Annotated in this window: 15 protein-coding genes; 7 read left to right on the plus strand and 8 right to left on the minus strand. The window is 61.5% G+C overall.

Annotation, left to right across the window (positions count from 1 at the left end):
• Position 1: 1 nt before the first annotated feature.
• Positions 2-1,315 (plus strand): MFS transporter, encoded by a 1,314-nt coding sequence (locus B0G69_RS31105; RefSeq protein WP_121323704.1) that lies wholly within the window; start codon positions 2-4, stop codon positions 1,313-1,315.
• Positions 1,316-1,704: 389 nt separating this feature from the next.
• On the opposite strand, the gene B0G69_RS31110 is transcribed toward B0G69_RS31105, so the two are convergent.
• The 4 genes from B0G69_RS31110 to B0G69_RS31125 all read right to left on the minus strand — a co-directional run bounded on the left by B0G69_RS31110 (position 1,705) and on the right by B0G69_RS31125 (position 6,884).
• Positions 1,705-2,145 carry a hypothetical protein gene (locus B0G69_RS31110; RefSeq protein WP_121323705.1) on the minus strand — a complete coding sequence of 147 codons (441 nt, stop codon included), beginning with the start codon at positions 2,143-2,145 and terminating at the stop codon, positions 1,705-1,707.
• Between the two features lie 345 nt (positions 2,146-2,490).
• On the minus strand, positions 2,491-4,188 hold the full coding sequence (locus tag B0G69_RS31115; RefSeq protein ID WP_121323706.1) for a metallophosphoesterase family protein: 1,698 nt from the start codon (positions 4,186-4,188) through the stop codon (positions 2,491-2,493).
• Positions 4,189-4,515: 327 nt separating this feature from the next.
• A complete protein-coding gene (locus tag B0G69_RS31120; protein WP_121323707.1) occupies positions 4,516-4,935 on the minus strand; it encodes a hypothetical protein in 420 nt (139 codons plus the stop codon).
• A 20-nt stretch (positions 4,936-4,955) separates the two neighbouring features.
• Entirely contained in the window at positions 4,956-6,884 is a 1,929-nt protein-coding gene (locus tag B0G69_RS31125) for an EAL domain-containing protein (RefSeq protein ID WP_121323708.1), read from the minus strand.
• A gap of 219 nt (positions 6,885-7,103) precedes the next feature.
• On the opposite strand from B0G69_RS31125, the gene B0G69_RS31130 reads away from it, so the two are divergent.
• The gene (locus B0G69_RS31130) at positions 7,104-8,576 is read left to right on the plus strand and encodes an MFS transporter (protein WP_121323709.1); all 1,473 of its coding nucleotides are present in this window, start codon (positions 7,104-7,106) and stop codon (positions 8,574-8,576) included.
• 24 nt (positions 8,577-8,600) lie between these two features.
• Here the strand turns inward: B0G69_RS31130 and B0G69_RS31135 are convergent, their stop codons facing one another.
• From B0G69_RS31135 to B0G69_RS31145, 3 genes are all read right to left on the minus strand, one after another.
• Entirely contained in the window at positions 8,601-8,912 is a 312-nt protein-coding gene (locus B0G69_RS31135) for a hypothetical protein (protein WP_121323710.1), read from the minus strand.
• Between the two features lie 135 nt (positions 8,913-9,047).
• Positions 9,048-10,817 (minus strand): hemagglutinin, encoded by a 1,770-nt coding sequence (locus tag B0G69_RS31140; protein WP_147440790.1) that lies wholly within the window; start codon positions 10,815-10,817, stop codon positions 9,048-9,050.
• A gap of 1,092 nt (positions 10,818-11,909) precedes the next feature.
• Complete coding sequence (locus tag B0G69_RS31145; RefSeq protein ID WP_121323712.1) at positions 11,910-12,362, minus strand: helix-turn-helix domain-containing protein; 453 nt, start codon at positions 12,360-12,362, stop codon at positions 11,910-11,912.
• A gap of 126 nt (positions 12,363-12,488) precedes the next feature.
• Between B0G69_RS31145 and B0G69_RS31150 the strand changes: the two genes are divergently transcribed.
• The 5 genes from B0G69_RS31150 (at position 12,489) to B0G69_RS31170 (ending at position 15,799) form a co-directional block, all read left to right on the plus strand.
• On the plus strand, positions 12,489-13,124 hold the full coding sequence (locus B0G69_RS31150; protein ID WP_121323713.1) for an NAD(P)-binding domain-containing protein: 636 nt from the start codon (positions 12,489-12,491) through the stop codon (positions 13,122-13,124).
• A gap of 47 nt (positions 13,125-13,171) precedes the next feature.
• On the plus strand, positions 13,172-14,143 hold the full coding sequence (locus B0G69_RS31155; RefSeq protein ID WP_121323714.1) for an SDR family oxidoreductase: 972 nt from the start codon (positions 13,172-13,174) through the stop codon (positions 14,141-14,143).
• A 70-nt stretch (positions 14,144-14,213) separates the two neighbouring features.
• Entirely contained in the window at positions 14,214-14,840 is a 627-nt protein-coding gene (locus B0G69_RS31160; protein WP_277873592.1) for an NAD(P)-binding domain-containing protein, read from the plus strand.
• Positions 14,841-14,925: 85 nt separating this feature from the next.
• A complete protein-coding gene (locus B0G69_RS31165; RefSeq protein WP_121323716.1) occupies positions 14,926-15,351 on the plus strand; it encodes an ester cyclase in 426 nt (141 codons plus the stop codon).
• Between the two features lie 46 nt (positions 15,352-15,397).
• Entirely contained in the window at positions 15,398-15,799 is a 402-nt protein-coding gene (locus B0G69_RS31170; protein ID WP_121323717.1) for a nuclear transport factor 2 family protein, read from the plus strand.
• Positions 15,800-16,674: 875 nt separating this feature from the next.
• Here the strand turns inward: B0G69_RS31170 and B0G69_RS31175 are convergent.
• On the minus strand, positions 16,675-17,220 hold the full coding sequence (locus tag B0G69_RS31175) for a hypothetical protein (protein ID WP_241991522.1): 546 nt from the start codon (positions 17,218-17,220) through the stop codon (positions 16,675-16,677).
• Positions 17,221-17,287: the final 67 nt, after the last annotated feature.

The raw sequence follows: 17,287 nt of genomic DNA on the forward strand, positions 1-17,287 counted from the left end.
CATGAAACGATTGCAATTCAAGGCGACCACCACCGTCCTGCTGATGTTGTGCCTGATGTACTTCATCACCTACGTCGATCGCGTCAACATCAGCACCGCCGCCGGGCAATTCAAATCGGAACTCGGACTGAGCAACACACAGCTCGGCTTCATCTTCTCGGCATTTGCGTATCCGTACGTGGTGTTCCAGTTCATCGGCGGCTGGGTGAGCGACCGCTTCGGCGCGAAGCGCACGCTGATCGCCTGCGCGTTCATCTGGGCCGTGGCGACCACGCTGACGGGACTCGCGGGCGGTTTCGCGACGCTCGTCGCGGCGCGCCTGCTGCTGGGTCTCGGCGAAGGCGCGACCTTCCCCGCCTCTACCAGCGCGATGGCGTCGTGGGTGAAGAAGGACCGGCGCGGTTTCGCACAAGGCATCACGCATTCGTCGGCGCGGCTTGGCAACGCCATCGCGCCGATACTCGTGCTGGCGCTGATGACCGCGTTCGACTGGCGCTTTGCGTTCTATCTGCTCGGTGCGCTGAGTTTCGGCTGGCTCGTGTTGTGGTACATCACGTACACCGAGAAACCCGCGGATCACCCGCGCATCACCGCCGAAGAAATTCATAGCCTGCCGCCGCCGAGAGTTCGTCCGGTGGAAGCGCCCGGCACCTGGGCGCGGCTTTATCGGCGCCTGTTGCCGGTCTCCGCCGTGTATTTCTGCTACAACTGGATTCTCTGGCTGATGCTGGACTGGATGCCGCTCTACTTCATGCACAGCTTCCATCTGAACATCAAGAAGGCGGTCATTTTCACGTCGGGTGTGTTCATTGCGGGCGTGTTCGGCGATCTGGTCGGTGGACTGATCAGCGATCGGCTGTTGCGCCGCACCGGCAATCTGAAACTCGCGCGCAGCGCCCTCGTTGCGTTCTGCATGACGATGACCGGCCTCTCGCTGATCCCCGTCGTGTTGATTCACGACCCGATGTACTCGCTGGTCTTCCTCGCCGCCGCGATGTTCTTCAATGAAATGAATATCGGCCCGATGTGGGCCATTCCGATGGACATCGCCTATGACCGCTCGGGCACGGCGAGCGGCATCATGAGCGGCACGGGCTTCACGGCGGCGATCGTGAGCCCGGTGATGGCCGGTTATCTGATCGATCGTCTGGGCAACTGGAACGTCACCTTTCTGTTGTCAATCGGCGTGATGGCTTGCGGGGTGCTGCTGACTTTCGTCATGAAGCCGGATGCGGCGTTTATCGGCAGTCTGAAGCCTGCGACGCCTTCGCCGCGTGCGGGTCGCGACGCTGCGTTTCCACTCGCGGACAAGTAGTAAAGCGCCTTATCGGATCTCCACCTCGCGAGCACGGTCGGATCAACGCCGCGCCCGCGACGTCACGCTATCCAACGCGATAGTCAATTCCCGCGCGAGCGGCCGAGCACCTTGTCGAAATCGACATCCAGCTTCGCCAGCGATCCGTCGATATGCGCCCGGTTCTCCTTGATCCACCGATCCTGCTGCGCCACGCGCGCGTTCGGGGTTGATCACGAGCGCGTTCATTACCGTCTGCCAGCCTTTGAGCGCGGCTATGCCGCTGTCGATCATCTCCGTGTTCGCCTTCGCGTCGGTATGAATCGGAAACCTGGGCTCCGATTCATGCATCCTGATGAATACAACGTCGTGCTCGCGCCTAGGTGAATTCAAGCGCGAGCGTGACGCGCTCAGTCGTAATGACGATGCTTGTGATGACGCTTGCCGGAGCGGTAGCCGCGCGAATTATCGTCGGCGTACGAGTTGGAGCGCGAGACGTTGCCGCCGAGCGCCGAGCCCGCGCCACCGCCCACTGCCGCGCCGATGAGGCCGCCCGAGCGGCCGCCCATCGCATTGCCGGCTGCCGTGCCCGCACCGCCGCCCAGCGCGCCGCCAATAATCGCGCCCGTGCGCTCGCGGCGATTCGACGTCACTGCACCGCCGGCGCCACCGCCCACCGCACCGCCGATAACCGCGCCCGTGCTGCCGCCCACCGCGCCACCGAGCGCCGCGCCGGCCACACCGCCGAGCGCGCCGCCGAGCATGTTGTTCATATCGCCGGCCACTGCCGACAAAGACGCCGCAGCGGTCAACACAGCAACGGCAACCACCTGAATGATTTTCTTCGACATAACTGGTGTTTTGTTTTCTTGAGACGGCGCCGAGTATAACCGGCCTGACGAAAGGCGTTTGTAACCACGCCGGACCAACCCGGTAAGACGTGTAACAAAATGACCGGGTGATTTGAGCGCAGTGGGTTACACAGTAGGAGAGTGATCGAAGCCGGCGGCTGCAACGTGCGTGGAAATGCGCGGCACTGCATGCGACATACTCGAGAAGAGCGAAGGGGAGAGGCGAAGACTGGCCCGCTGAAGTTATCCGGTTGACCGGGTCATATGTTGTGCAACCCGGTGGCGGGTCGACGAATCACGGTACTCCGTTGTCTCGCCGACCCGCCGCTCATGCTCATTCAGCGCTCAACCACGGCGCTTCTTCTTCAACTCGATCGTCTCGAACAACTCGTAGTTCGGCGTCGGCGTCTGGTCCGCACCGGGCGCGTGATAGTAGTTCATCGTGATCGTCGTTTCGCCGCCGCGGTGTCCCGGGTCATGATCGAACACCGCAATACCGTAGCCCGTGCCGGTGTCGCGTTGCGCCGACCAGATCGCGTCCTCGACGGCGTCCGCGCTGGCGCGCGCGAACGTCCCTGCCGTCGTCCCCACAACCGGGCGATTGGGTCGCGTGAAAATCCGCGCTTGCGGCAGCCCCGTGCCGATATCCACACCGTACACATCGAGCGGCGCGCTCGTGCCGCCGCCGCCGAGAATCAGGTGAATCGTGCCGTGGCTCGTGTCGAACGTCGACGCGCCCGATGATACCGCCGACATCACCGGCTTCGGCTGCAATGTATCGACTGGCCGGCCCGTCGCGATGTCGCTGCCCTTGTGATGATTGCAGCCGCGCACGGGGTAGCTGCGCTCGTAGTCGTGATCGTGGCCGCACAACACCAGGTCGACACCGTAGCGGTCGAACAGCGGCAGCCAGGCCTCGCGGATGCCCTTATCCGAACCGTTGCCGGTCTGCGACGAACTCAGCGCGTCCTGATGCATCTGGACGATGATCCAGTCCACTTCGTCGTCCTGCGCCGCGTGGTGCAGGACCTTTTCGAGCCAGCGGGTCTGCTCGCCATCGCTATATCCGCGCACGTATAACGAGGTGCCCGGTTGAATCGGCGGATTGCCGGTGCTCGCGACCGGCACTAGCGGCGCCGGCCCGGCCACGAACGCTGCCGCGTCCTGATAGACGACGTCGTCCGCATCGAGCGAGATGAAGAGCACGGAACTCACGCGGAAGCTGTACCAGCGGCCCTGGAAGCGCGAATGATTATCCGGCAGCGTATAGCGCGCGAGATACGACGCCAGTCCCTGTTCGCCGTTATTGAATTCGAGTTCGTGATTGCCGGGACAGGGCATCCAGGGCCGGTTCGACGCCGACGTCTGCGCGTTGTTGCCGAAGTCGCGCCACACCGCCGGCTGTTGCAGCGGATTCAGGTTGGCATAGCAAAGGTCGCCGTTGAGCAGGTGGAACAGCGGCTGGAAGCGCTCGACCGCCTGCACCGCGAAGCGGCTTTGCGGCGACGACAACACCCAGCCGGTATTCGGCGTCGCGAGGTCGCCGTAGCTCGTCCAGCGAAACGGCGCGCGCCCGCGCGGCGCCGTGCGAAAGCTCGCGGAAAAAGGCTGGGCCGCATTGCCGTCGTTCTCGGCCGTCACCTCGTACTGGTAATTCGTATCGGCCTTCAGATTGCGCAGACGCGCGTGATAGGCAAACACGACCTCGCCGTTAATGCCGTCGGTGTACGTGCTTTGCACCGCATGCACGGTGTGCCGCTTCGAATCCGCGCCGCTGAAACGCACCTGCGGATTCACCGCCGGCGCAAGCGACGCCCACGACACCGTGACTTCGCTCGTCGGGTCGTTGCCCCAGGTCAGGTGAACCTGCTCCGGCGTGCCGTCCGGCGGATTGCCGTTGGCGGCCCGCGCCGCCGACGCGAGCGTGCCCGCCGCCGTGGCGAGGCTGGAAGCGCCGGCAAACTTCAGGAACCCACGACGCGAGACGATGGAAGCGCCCTGATCATCGGGCGGTGATGCCTTGACGATTTTTTTGTTCGACATGTCCGGTGGTGTTGTATGGGGGATCGAGGAACGCCAGCGCCGATGCCGGGCGCGTGTGGCTACTCGCGCTGAAGTGCACGCTGCCGGCGCAGTGTGTGACGGCTACGAGCATCGATCCTAGCCGTGAAGGTGTGACACCCGGATGAAAGGATGGGCCGTGCGTGGGCGGCGTCGCGGTCGTTGCGCGTGACACGAAGAAGATAACGTGGAAAAGGGATGAGAACGGCGCGTGGCAGAAAGGCCTGCCATGTGTGGATTGATCGCAGCAGTTTTACTTTCTCTGCCGCGTCGGCGGCGGCTGACGTACACGGCGGCTAAGCGCAACCGCTAGCGCGCAGGCGGCTGCGGATTATTCGCCGGATGCGTATCGAACCTTGAAACGCGGCTAACGCCATCTGCATCGACCAGTTTCAATAATTCGGTTTCCATCGCATCCGCGACGTCCTTGCCATAGACCTCGTCACCGTTCACATAGATCGTGAACGACTGCAGATACTTCGCTTTCTTCTCCGGGTTCTCGATGGTGTCCCGCGTCCATTGATAGAGCGGATAGTTTTCGGTCCCGAGTCTTTCCGCCTCGTTGACGTAATCGGCGAATGCATCGAACTGGCACTTCAACGTCGCGCCGTGCCTGCGCGGAATGTCGCGAAGCGCGGCGTGCGCGGCATTCGTCGGGTCGCTGCGAAGTGCATCCGCGAGTTCAGGCGAGACGGTGATCCGCAGCTGGAATTGCAGTGTAGAGTCCATTGCCACCTCGATGCCAGTCTTCAGGAACGCGCGCTCACGGTCAGTTGTCCGTCGATCTGCTCGATCTCACAGCCGCGCAGCGGCTTGCCCAACAGAAAGCCCTGCGCGTGCGTGCAGCCGCACACACGCACGAAATCCAGCTGCTCCTGCGTTTCGATACCTTCTGCCGTGGTCGGCATGCCGAATTCGCGAGCCAGCGCGACGATCCCGCGCACCACCGCCGCGGATTCGCGCCCGTGCACGGACTCCTTGACGAACGAGCTGTCGATCTTCAGCTTGTCGAACGAAAAACGCACGAGCGTCGACATGGTCGAGAAGCCGGTGCCGAAATCGTCGAGCGCCATGCCGATGCCTAGCGCACGCAGCCTCGCGACGTTGCGCTGCGTGACGGCATCGTCGTTCAGTAGCACCGTTTCCGTGACTTCGAGGTTCAGGCGCGTGGGCGGCAGTCTCGTTTTCCGAAGAATCGCCGCAACCGTCGACGCAAACGACTCCTCCCGCAACTGCACGGGTGAGACATTGACAGCGACGGCGACCTTGTCCCGCCACGTCGCAGCTTCCGTGCACGACTGCAACAACGCCCATTCGCCGAGAGCGAGAATCAGGCCGGTGCGTTCGGCGGTCGGGATGAACGCGGACGGAGGCAGTTCGCCGCGGTTCGGATGGGTCCAGCGAATCAGCGCCTCGCGGCCGGAAATTGTGCCGTCGCTGAGATCGATGATCGGCTGATACTCCATGCGCAGGCCGTTGAACGACTTCAGCGCTCCTTCCAGGTCGCTACGCAGCAGGCTCAGGCTTTCGTCGGAAACGTGCTTGTCGGTATCAAAGATGACAAACGCGCTTTTTCCGCTGCGTTTGACCGCATATAACGCCCGGTCAGCACAGATCAGCAATTGCGGCCCCGTCTTCGCGTGCTCCGGATAAAGCGAAACCCCCACGCTCGCGCCGATATGCACGAGCGCCTCGCTCAACACGAACGGACGTGCGAGCGTCTTGACGATGCGGTCGGCCAGCACGCGAATTTCGCGGATCTCGCTGATACCGTCGGAAATCGCGACGAATTCGTCACCCGCGAGGCGTCCGACCTGATCACCGCCCGGCAGGATTTCACGCAAGCGGACCGCCGCCTCCTGAAGAATCTGATCGCCGGCGGCATGGCCGAGGCTGTCGTTGATCGCCTTGAAACCATCCAGATCGATCAGTAGAACAGCGAACGACTGTTTCTCACGCGACACGCCCTGCCCGGTGCGCTCGAGCAGCAATTCGCTGATATGCGCGCGATTGGGCAGGCCGGTGAGGCTGTCCTGACGCGCGAGGCGATGGGCATTTTCACGCGTCAGCAACAGGGCGACGGTGTCGCGATTGCTGCGCAACGCCACAGTGAAGAAACCGGCGGCACAGAAAGGCGCCTGAAACAGCAGCACGAGCTTGCCGTTGCCTGGCGACATCGCCGCGCCGAGACCCAACAGGCTCAGGATGAAGGAGATCTGCAGCATCGCGAGCCTGGGCGTGCCGGCATTGCGGCCGGCCAATCCGCCGATCACACCGACCGCGCAAACGTTTCCGAGCAGGAATAGCGTTGGATCTCCGCTGATATTGCACAACAACGTGCCGAAACCGAACAGCACGCTCCACAGCAGACTCGCCAGCAAAAACGCGGAGGTCGGCGTTGGCCGATTTTGCGCGCTGCGCTTGCGGCACAACCAGATCAGCGCAAGGCGCGCCAACAGGAGCACGACGACAGCGATGCCCCACGCTGCATAGAGCGGGATCGGATAAAGATAGAAAGCGGTGGCGCAGACGCTGATTTCGCAGATCGACGCAAATATGATCGACGACGTTCGCGTGAATAGATGAGCGAGCAGGATTTGGCGATTTTCCGGACTGAGTTCCTGAGCGGAAGACACGACCCACCTGAAAAATGGAGACCTTGGTTCGCTAAAAGCCATGACCTGCACATTTGACGGTTGATGGAATTCAAACGGGGCGTGCGCAGCAATTATTACGTAAACTTCAATTACATAGCCTCAAAAATCTCAGCTTATTGCGGAAAAAAGCGCTATGCACGACGATTCCGCCCGTTGACTGCATGAGCAAATAACCAATATGGATTTGTGCGGCCCCAAAGGTCCGGCGTACGATGGCGCCTTTTTGCCGGTCGTCTTTGCATGTCAACTACCTTTGCGCCCACGGCGTCCGCTGCGTCCACAACCGGGCCCGCAAAGCCTGTCATCCGTTCGGCTTCTGATGTTTCCGACCTCGTCAACCGCGGCGCGGCGGCCGGCAGCGACGCCCGCATCGTCGTTGCCATCGCGCTCGGCGGCGTCTTTCTCGATGCCTATGATCTCGGCGCGCTCGCGTTCGGCCTCAAGGACGTCTCGCGCGAATTTTCGCTAACGCCTGCGGGCACCGGGCTCGTCGCGTCGGCGATCACGTTCGGCGCGATTTTCGGCGCTTTTTTCGGGGGCTTTCTCACCGACAAGATCGGCCGTTATCGCGTGTTCATGGCCGACATGTTTTTCTTCGTGGTCGCGGCGCTGGCATGCGCATTTGCGCCCAACGCCTGGGTGCTCGGAGGCGCGCGCTTCGTCATGGGGCTCGGCGTGGGTATCGATCTGCCTGTCGCGATGGCTTTTCTGGCCGAGTTCTCACGCCTGTCGGGACGCGGCAACAAGGCTGCGCGTATCGCCACGTGGTGCCCCGTCTGGTATGCGGCGATCAGCATCTCATACCTGCTCGTGCTGGGCTTCTATTCGACATTGCCGGCCAGCCACTCGGGCCTGCTATGGCGTCTGATTCTCGGCTTCGGCGCGGTGCCGGCGATCATCATCATTGCCGTTCGCAGCCGATACATCAGCGAATCGCCCGTTTGGGCCGCCAATCAGGGCGACCTTGAAGGTGCAGCGCGCATTCTGAAGCGTTCGTACGGAATCGATGCGGAGCTCGCGCCGGAAGTCGGAACCATCGCCGATCGTGCGCCCGTGCGCACAGGTTCGTGGCGCAATTACGGCGCGCTGCTGCGCGGTGTCTATCTGCGGCGAACGGTTCTCGCGACCGTCATCGGCATTGCTTCGGCTTTCGCCTATAACGCCGTCGCGTTCGGATTGCCTGTCATCATTTCGCGCTTCCTTGCCCAGTCGATGCTCACGACGATTCTCGCCTCGCTCGCGCTGAATCTCTGCTTCGCTTTCGTCGGCGGGCTGATTGCGGTGCGCATCGTGCCGGCGGTCGGCGCGTGGAAGTTGACGGTACTGGGCTACGCACTCCAGTTGATCTCGCTGCTGGGTCTTGCCGTCGTGGGGCGTCCGTCGTCGGTACCCGAGGTGGTCGCGGCCGTTGCGTTGCTCGCCTTGTTCCTGCTGGGCCAGGGCATCGGACCCGGATCGCACAGCATGACCTTCGCGTCGTTGAGCTACCCGACGTCGCTGCGCGGGGTCGGCGTGGGCTTCAACCAGACGCTGATGCGCGCCAGCTCGGCCGCGTCGCTCTTCCTCTTTCCGGTGCTGGCAGCTGCGCTGAGCACGCGTGTTTTCTGGGTCATCGCGTTCGCACCGTTGTGCGGATTGCTGGCGTTGCTCGCAATTCGCTGGGAGCCGTCGGGGTATGACGTCGATGCGGAGGATTTCCGCAGCGGCGTGTGACTCCGGGGACGGGTGCTGAGTACTTCAACGCCTCGTCCCATCATCCACCTCCACCGCATCGACCTGAACCGCAGGCAGCCCGGAAGGCACGGCGGTCTGTCCTACCCGGCCCGTCACATGAACGAGCCGGCCCTGCAAGCGAAGTGCCGTCGCGCGCTCCACGCCCACGAGTTGCCACATCGTCTTGCCGTCGGAAACGACGGCATACGTAAACGGCTCATTGCCGCGAAGCACCAACGTACCGCGCAGATCGACCGGGTCGCCGGGACGCGCTACGCCTGCGCACGCAACACCGGCACAAAGAACGAATGCAGACAGCAGAAGTTTTCGAAGCATAGCGGCAGCCGGGTCAAACCGTACGTGTGCAGTGGTTATCAACTTCGATCAGCCAGCAGCATGCGCGAAAAAAGCCGTCCCGGGAAGGGGACGGCTTCTTCAATCAATTCCACGCGATGCCGCCGCGCGACCAGGTCACTGCACGATGACCGACAGCGTGACGCCAGGCGGCAAGGTCACCGTTTCCTGGTAAGTATTCGCGACGTGCGAACGCACTACCGGGAAACTCGCGTAGCCCAATAGAATGCCCGGCGAGGCCGACGGCAGCAAACGGACCATCTTCGAAGGATCGATGGACGGCAGCGTGAAGCCACCTTCCGCGCGCGAGGGGAAGCTGTACTGCGCCATGTTCGCCGTGAGCGGCACCTGAGCGCTTGCGGCAGCGGTGAAGTGGCGCAACTCCTGAGCAACGCTCGAATCCGCACGAACCTGCTTGATGGCGTCGTTCAGAATAGCCATCGACGTCGTCGCATTTTTGTCGTTCAACAGGGCCTTGTAAAACGCGAGGCCGAGTTGCCGGTTCAGGAAGCCGCCAAACGAGCCGTTGGTCGTGTAGCTGTCGCACGTCGTGTCGCCCACGTCCCACGTCGTCAGACCGCAGGTATAGCTGCCGTGGTTGTTGTACGTCAGATAGCTGATGAAGCGGTTGTCGCGAACGGCGTTGTAGGTGGAGTCGATGTTGAAACTGACCCAGTCCTCCATCATCATCGCGGTCGTTTCTTCGAGCCATGTGTCGTACGTGTACTGCGCCCCCATCAGCATGTCACGTCGGTAGAAGTTCTGCATGTGGGTACTTTCGTGCGCCATCACGGTCTGCATCGACTTCATGCCGGCCGAGCCGGCCAGATACAGCGTCTCCGAATCCAGATACAGCGACAGGTCCGCATTGCTGTAAGCCGTCAGGCCGCTGCCCTGGTTGACGAAATTGTTCAGCGACCAGAAGTAGCCCACCATGCCGTACGGCTGCGCATCGTGATCGAAGTTCGCGACGACGAGGTCGACCGGTTGCGATGCGCCAATCATGCCGGCCGTGCTGACCGTGCCCCAGAAAGGTCCGCCCACGCCCGTGACCATGTCGTATACGCCGCCCGTGCCCGCGTAGTTCTGCAAAAGACTGCTGACGATTGCCGGCGTGATCTTGCCTGTGCCGTATTCGGAGGTCTCGACCCAGATATTGACCTTCGTGCCGTCTGTGGTCGTGCCCACAGCCTGAAGCGTCATGTGGCGCTGCGTGTAGTCCGCCAGCCAGAAGTCGCGCGTATCGCCGATGTTGTAGGTCACCACCGAGCGCTGCACGCGGCCGACGATGTCAGCGGACAAACCCGAAGCAGCCGACGAAGCCGCGCTCTGCTGCACCAGCGTCTTCCAGCCGGTCGAGTTGAATTCGTGAATCCTTTGCATGAGCGCGTCTTCTCCGCCTGTCGATGCCCCCGAAGCCTGCGCCTTCATGGAAACGACATCCGCCGCCGGAGCCGCCACGCTCGCGTCGAAGGCCACTGGGGTTGCCAGCTCGTTGGTGAAAACGAGCGTGACGTTGCGGCCCGTCGTGCCTTTGAGCGACACATTGACGGTGTCGGGCTGCGCGCCCGTGTTGAGCGCTTGCCACAGGCCCACGCCGCTACCCGTGTAGGTCGAGTCGTCGGCCGCGCCGCAGTTCGAGCAGGCCGCGTGCAGTTGGCCGTCGTCAGTCGGTGTCTGGGTGATGATTGGTGTGTTGCCGGCGGTGTTCGTGCCTGTGTTGGTGTTGGTGCCGCTGTTCGTGCCGTTGCTCGTGTTCGTGCCGGTGTTGGCCATGCTGTTCGTGCCGCCGTCACCGCCGCCACCCCCGCCGCATGCAGCCAGACTCGCTGCCAGAGAGAGCGCAACAATTACCCCGAAAGCCGATTTCCCTTGCTTGATACGCATATTCTTTTTCTCCACTGCCCGTTTGGTGCCGTGTAAAACTCCTTGGCTGTGTTGTGCGCCGGCTTGAGATGACCTCCAGGCACGCGCAAAAACACACCGCCTGTTATCGGCAAAAAAGGTTTGGAAATTTAGGGTAATGAATTCCGCTCAATTCAATTGCTCGATTTTCTTCGGCAATAGCCGGCTGAACCATCGAATAGCATTCAGTCGACGTCGCTCGGCAGATAAATCGTGTCGCTGCCGCACGCATAGCAACGCTCTTACTATGAATGACGGCTTACATAGCTGCCTGCTTAACTGCGCGCTGTTTTATATGTCAAATGGATTAAAAAGTGCTGATCGGCCATACGCATAACTGCAATTCCCGGCCCGAAAAAAGCCACATCTCCATTTGCCACGCGCAGTTCTCGTTCTGCTAATGCGCCTATGATACGAAGCTATTCTGCTCAAACATGAGCCCGTCATGGCTGAGCGCAAGTTCGGCTCCGCTCTTCACGCTCTGAAAGTCCTGACTGCTCGTCGGCGGCGATTGCACCAGTGTCAATTGCCCTTTCGACGCTTCCGCGCGCAGAACCATGATCTCCGCGCCGTCTGTTCGACGTGCCACAGTAGTCCGACACAATAAAGTCGGTCACGGCGGCGGTCGATGCCCCACAGTTGTACAACGAAATTCCTGCCGACGACAGGCGGGGAAAGTAAGTCACGCGAACCGTTCTGGAGCTAAAGCGAATCCGAAGCGGAATATAGTCCGTCAGACTCATACTCGGCGCTGTCTCGAGGTTACTTGGCGAGGAACTGCTCGGGAAAGTTAGACAAACGGGCGCCGGCGCCTCCGCGACCCGCAGTTCAGACTTGCAAGCCGGTCCACCGCGTCGCGCTCACCATACCCGGTGCACTCAGCCATTCGCGGCAAGCAACTGCTATTGCGGGTGGCAGTCACGCGTCTGGTATCAGTGGCACGACGTTAAGCTGCTCCACCGTCGCTCGCACTGTTCCAACGGCGAATGTGCCGACTCTTGCTGTCAATGACCGAGTCTTTCGGACCCTGAACAGCCGCTGGGTTGGTGCAACCTTGATGGCGGCTTCACTTGCTCATTCCTTGCTCTCAGGAAAGACACACCCGCCATTGCGGACAAGCGCCTTCACTTCTTCGCTCACCTGCATGGGACTTCGACTCAATCGAGCAAAAAACTCCTTGCTGTGCCGCACGTACGACTTCGAATCATACTTCGCACTCCAAATGACTATGTTAAACATGATCGGAATGAGGTCCAGGCCCTTCTCGGTCAGCGTGTAGAAGTCCTTGCGCCTGTCGTCGGGGCTGGGCGCCCTCGAGAGAATTCCCTGCTCCTCAAGAAAGGCAAGTCGGGAAGCAAGAACATTGGTCGCAATTCCCTCTTCCGATTTCAGGAACTCGCCATACGTCTTTTTGCCAGCAAAAACGATGTCGCGAATGATCAGGAGCGACCACCGGTCGCCGAAGATCTCCACGCCGTAGTTCACTGCGCAATGGGACCGAATGTCTTCTTTAGATGTCGTCTTCATAGCTAGATCCTAACATCGCTTGCATGACGCAAGTAAATTTTCATGTTTACTTGTTTTTTGCAAGTAAAGCGGCTAGCATGACCTTTAGAGAATACGAGCACCAACCCACTCACAAGGAGACTGCACTTGAGCACTATCAGCGTCATTGGCGCAGGTGGCATGGCCGCAGCGATCGGCGGCCTCGCCGCCAGGGCCGGACACGCCGTCGAGGTGACGAGTCGCGACGCCGTCAAGGCGCGGACGCTGGCCGGGCAGCTCGGAGCCGGCGCGACGACACGAACGTTCGGCGCCGCCCTGGCCGGAGACATCGTTATCCTGGCGGTTCCCTACGCAGCCGTGCTCGACGTGGTGAAGCAGTACGGCGAGGAGCTGGCAGGCAAGCTCCTCGTCGACATCACCAATCCCATCGACGCCGACTTCAGGGGCTTTGTGACCCCTGAGGACAGTTTCGGCGCGCAGGAGATCGTCAAGCTCGCCCCCGCCAATGCGGATGTCGTCAAGGCGTTCAATGCCCAGTTCTCTCACGTACTGGCTGCCGGTCCAGGCGGAGGCAACCCGTTGGACGTGTTCCTCGCCGGGGACGACGCGCAGGCGAAGGCACGCGTCTCGGCGTTCATCGAGAGCCTCGGACTGCGCCCGATGGATACCGGGCCGATGCCGATGGCGCGGACGCTCGAGCACGCCGCCCTGCTGACACTGGGCCTCGCCACCCACTCCGTCAACCACACGAACTTCTCACTCGGTATCAGCCATCCCGGCTGAGCGCACGGGTACCACCACTTCTCGCATCACTCACAAGGAGCATTTGCATGCACGTTTTCGTCACTGGCGGGACCGGCCACGCCGGTTCGCACATCATCCCCGACCTCGTCGCGGCCGGCCACGAGGTCACCGCCTTGGCCCGAACGGACGAGTCGGCCGCTGCGGTGTCCGCTCTCGGCGCCAAGGCGCGTCGCGGGGATCTTAGCGACCTCGATGGGCTCAAGGCGGCAGCGGCCGAGTCCGACGGCGTCATCCACGTCGGATACCGGGCTGACCTGCTTCAGGCCGGTGGGATCGCCGCCTTAGGCAATTCGGAGCTCTCAATCGTGCTCGCTATCGGCGAGGCGCTGGCGGGGACCGGAAAACCGCTGGTCGTTGCCGGCAGCATCGGCGCACCCACGAACGTGGGTCGGGAGGCCCCTATCGTCGCACCGGTCAGCTTGGGCCGGCCGGCGACCGAGGATGACCCCGCCCTTCCTAGCAGGCCCTTGGACGCGGGCACCCTGCGGGCTCGCAACGTCGTGGAGACCGCTGTCGTCGGCCTTGCTGAGCAAGGCGTGCGGTCGTCGGTCGTGCGGATTCCCCTCATCGCACACAGCACGGCCGATCGCGTCGGCTTCCTCCAGATCCTGATCGGGCTTGCGAAGGAGAAGGGCGTCATCGGCTACCCCGGAGAGGGCAAGAACCGGTGGCCCGCCGTGCACATCCGCGATCTGGCCTCTTTGTTCCGACTGGCATTGGAGAAAGGTCCTGCCGGCAAGACCTGGCACGCGGTCGCCGACGAGGGTATCCGGTTGCGCGAGATTGCTGAGGCCATCGCCGCTCGCCTGGGCGTGCCCGCTGTGAGCATTCCCGCTGACGAACTGATGGTGCCGGGCTACTTCGGGTTCCTCTCGGCTGTGGTCACGGGCGACTTCCCGGCGTCCAACGCCATCACGCGCAAGGCTCTCGGCTGGGAGCCTGCTCAGCCAGGCCTGCTCGAGGACATGGACAACGGTCATTATTTCCCCGCCGGCTGAACTGGGCTGACGGTAGGGAGCCGGGTCGGAACGAGCCCGGCAGACAGCAACACCCCAACTAACGAGGAAACTGCACATGAGCACTATTAGCATTATCGGATCAGGAGGGATGGCCACTGCGATCGCTGGCCGTGTCGCCAAAGCTGGACAGACTGTCGAGGTGATCAGCCGCGATAACGCAAAGGCGCAGGCACTGGCCGACCAGCTCGCGTCCGGAGCGATCACAGGGAAGTACGGCGCCGCGCCGGCGGGTGACATCGTCATCCTCGCCGTGCCGTACGCCAGCGCGGCGGCGGTGGTGGCCGACTTTGGGAAAGCGCTCGAGGGCAAGCTGATCATCGACATCACCAACCCGGTCGCCGCCGACCTTTCGGGCCTCGTGACCCCTCCCGGCAGTTCCGGTGCGCAGGAGACCGCCAAGGGCATCCCCGCCGGCGCGCATGTGGTGAAGGCCTTCAATACCATCTTCGGTCACGTACTCGCCAAGGGTGGACGCCTCGACGCGTTCATCGCGGGCGACGATGTGAAGGCGAAGGCCCGCGTCTCGACCTTCCTCGAAAGTCTCGGGCTGCGTCCGTTTGATGTCGGCGGCCTGCAGATGGCCCAGACGCTAGAGGCGCTCGGCCTGATGATGATCGGCTTGGCCAAAAACGGCGCCGGCACATGGGACTTCGCCTTGAACGTCGATCTCGGCTGAATCACCGGTCACGGCCCTACCAGCAGGTGCACGCCGCCATTGAGAGCAAGTCAAGAGACAGCACCGACTACAGGAAGGATTCAAGATGCCTGGCAATGAAGAAGTCATCAGGGAACTCTACGCCGCCGCGGAGGGCCGAGTAACGGATATCGAGAAGTTTGTCTTCATGTTCTCTGACGAAGGATACATGTGGGATATGGCTACCGGCATGAACTTCCGCGGGCAGACCATGGGTGACTCCGTTGCCGGGTTCGCAAGTGCATTCCCCGACGTCCACCGTGAGTTGCTTGGCATCTACGTCGCGGAGAACGTCGTCGTTGTCGAGCTCGCAATTCGGGGAACGCATCAAGGCGAGCTGGCCCTTGCTTCTGGAACTCTAGCTCCCACAGGCAAGGCAATCGATGTCCCAAGCTGCGATGTTGTTCACCTCGAGCATGGAAAGGTCATATCCTTCCATTGCTACAACGAGGCTTCGGTAATGCGGCAACAACTTGGCATCGGTCTCGGCTGAATTACTGACAGTGGACGATCCGATGTGAGAGAAATGGAGAAGTGTGATGAGCATTGAACAGAATGTCCAGATTGTTAAGGACTTCTTTGGTGCGATCGGTCGCGGCGATAAGCAGGGCCTGCTCGCGTTGTCCGTCGAAGATATTGAGTGGATCATTCCGGGCGAGGACTGGCCGCTAGCCGGCACGCGCCGCGGGCATGTGGGCTTGGCGGATTTGCTTCAGACGCAATCTGACACGATGGAAACGACATTCGTGGAGCCCCGCGAATTCGTAGCGCAAGGAGACCGGGTTCTGGTCGTCGGCTTCGCTAGGGGCAGAATCAAAGCCACGAATAGGACGTGGGAGGACCATTGGGTCTTTGCCGTTACCGTTCGAAACGGTAAATTGACGAACATCCGGGAGTATATCGACACGCAAGCACTGGCACGGGCCTCCGAAATGGCGTAAGCCCCGGTCCCGACCCATCGGGGCCGATACCACACGAAGCGATTCATAAAATTGGCGCATACGTTGAACAAAGGTCTCCGGACATGCTGCTGGTTGCCATCGCCCGGTACAGTAGGCTTGCGCCTGTGACCTCGAGATCGGCCAATCCCGCCCCGCGCCCCCGTCTGCGTCTCGATCGCCCGTGCGGTCAGACCGGGTGCTTCGCTGTGCGCAGCCTCGGTGATCTCGAATTGCACCGGCCGCTGGGTTTTCTGCGCGTTACGGTTGCCCTTCGCGCCACCCTGGTGCCTACACAGACATCGCGCTTTGGGCGCTGTACCCGAGCTCCCTCCGGAGTGCTTGTGGCACCGCGACGTTGCGGTGAATGGGCCGCACTGACTGACATGACAATGGCCGCGAGCGGCCCTCGAAAGATGTCGATGGACCTTCCACTCCGATAGCGTCGATGCCGCGCCATTCGCGCCTACATCATTACGCTCCCCACGGCCGCCCGTTGATCTCTCTGACGCATGCCGAACCAACGCTCGGACCAACTTCATTCGTCGCTGACCGACTTTATTCTCTCGCATCAATAGTGATCTGAGAGAATAAAGTCCGTCCAAGGGCCAGTTCGTAAGTCGTTGAATGGAAAGGCGCTCGACTTAGGAGTGTGCTCAGGCGCAAAGTCCGTCATGACACGAGGAAATCACAGTTCGACGATCCTGCCGCGGAATAAAGTCCGTCTTGCGGCATTTGGGACGCCCAACACCAGCCATGGGAGTACCGCCCCCGTCGCAACGTCAGGCAGCAGACGGCCTATTCCGTTGACGATCTCCCGCAGCCAGACAAGCTCGTCTGACGTAGTGGCATCCCCGAGTGCTTTCCGCCTCTACATCTTATTGGCACACCGAACCGCCCGAGAGCGCGCTCAGTTTCCGCAAATTTCCTTGGATGATCAGCACGCAGATCTGGTCACCATTTTGCAAGGATTGAAGGCCCACCAACTGCGCGGGGTCATGCGGCGGCCCATTCTTTGGGCTGCAATCCAGCACGCAGAGCACCGCAGTCTTTCTACCCTTCGCTACCGCATAGGATGCTGTCTGATTGGTAAAGCGCCGGCCATCCTCTAGAGCGTAAAATGCCGACGTCTCAACCTTCAACTCGATAGGGGTTCCGCGGAACGATAGATCGGTGGCACCACCCGCTGCGTTGGCATGTTCGTCCAGTTCGACCCCAATGGATGGGCCGCGGCGCAATGCAGCTCGAACATCTTGTTGAAACTCCGCCTCAGACCGCGTGCCCGGAAACAGCGCGTCTTGAACCGCACTGCCAGCAAGATTGAACAGCGCCGCCAGGATTGTTAGCAGGTCAAGCAACTCCGGCTGCGCAATGCCCGGCACTCTCCGTAATGCTTCACGAAACTCGATGAGGCGCCTGTCCATTGCAGGATAGCCGCACAAGGCATGCGACGGATCTGTGCCATCAATTAGCCTATCGTGAAGATGGCGA

Origin of the sequence: Paraburkholderia sp. RAU2J, assembly GCF_003634845.1 — a bacterium.
Lineage (GTDB): Bacteria > Pseudomonadota > Gammaproteobacteria > Burkholderiales > Burkholderiaceae > Paraburkholderia > Paraburkholderia fynbosensis.

Bases quoted from the DNA above. Each gene is read 5' to 3' on its own strand.
- B0G69_RS31105 (WP_121323704.1), top strand. From the start codon at position 2: ATGAAACGATTGCAATTCAAGGCGACCACCACCGTCCTGCTGATGTTG.
- B0G69_RS31110 (WP_121323705.1), bottom strand. From the start codon at position 2,145: ATGTCGAAGAAAATCATTCAGGTGGTTGCCGTTGCTGTGTTGACCGCT.
- B0G69_RS31115 (WP_121323706.1), bottom strand. From the start codon at position 4,188: ATGTCGAACAAAAAAATCGTCAAGGCATCACCGCCCGATGATCAGGGC.
- B0G69_RS31120 (WP_121323707.1), bottom strand. From the start codon at position 4,935: ATGGACTCTACACTGCAATTCCAGCTGCGGATCACCGTCTCGCCTGAA.
- B0G69_RS31125 (WP_121323708.1), bottom strand. From the start codon at position 6,884: ATGGCTTTTAGCGAACCAAGGTCTCCATTTTTCAGGTGGGTCGTGTCT.
- B0G69_RS31130 (WP_121323709.1), top strand. From the start codon at position 7,104: ATGTCAACTACCTTTGCGCCCACGGCGTCCGCTGCGTCCACAACCGGG.
- B0G69_RS31135 (WP_121323710.1), bottom strand. From the start codon at position 8,912: ATGCTTCGAAAACTTCTGCTGTCTGCATTCGTTCTTTGTGCCGGTGTT.
- B0G69_RS31140 (WP_147440790.1), bottom strand. From the start codon at position 10,817: ATGCGTATCAAGCAAGGGAAATCGGCTTTCGGGGTAATTGTTGCGCTC.
- B0G69_RS31145 (WP_121323712.1), bottom strand. From the start codon at position 12,362: ATGAAGACGACATCTAAAGAAGACATTCGGTCCCATTGCGCAGTGAAC.
- B0G69_RS31155 (WP_121323714.1), top strand. From the start codon at position 13,172: ATGCACGTTTTCGTCACTGGCGGGACCGGCCACGCCGGTTCGCACATC.
- B0G69_RS31165 (WP_121323716.1), top strand. From the start codon at position 14,926: ATGCCTGGCAATGAAGAAGTCATCAGGGAACTCTACGCCGCCGCGGAG.
- B0G69_RS31170 (WP_121323717.1), top strand. From the start codon at position 15,398: ATGAGCATTGAACAGAATGTCCAGATTGTTAAGGACTTCTTTGGTGCG.
- B0G69_RS31175 (WP_241991522.1), bottom strand. From the start codon at position 17,220: ATGGACAGGCGCCTCATCGAGTTTCGTGAAGCATTACGGAGAGTGCCG.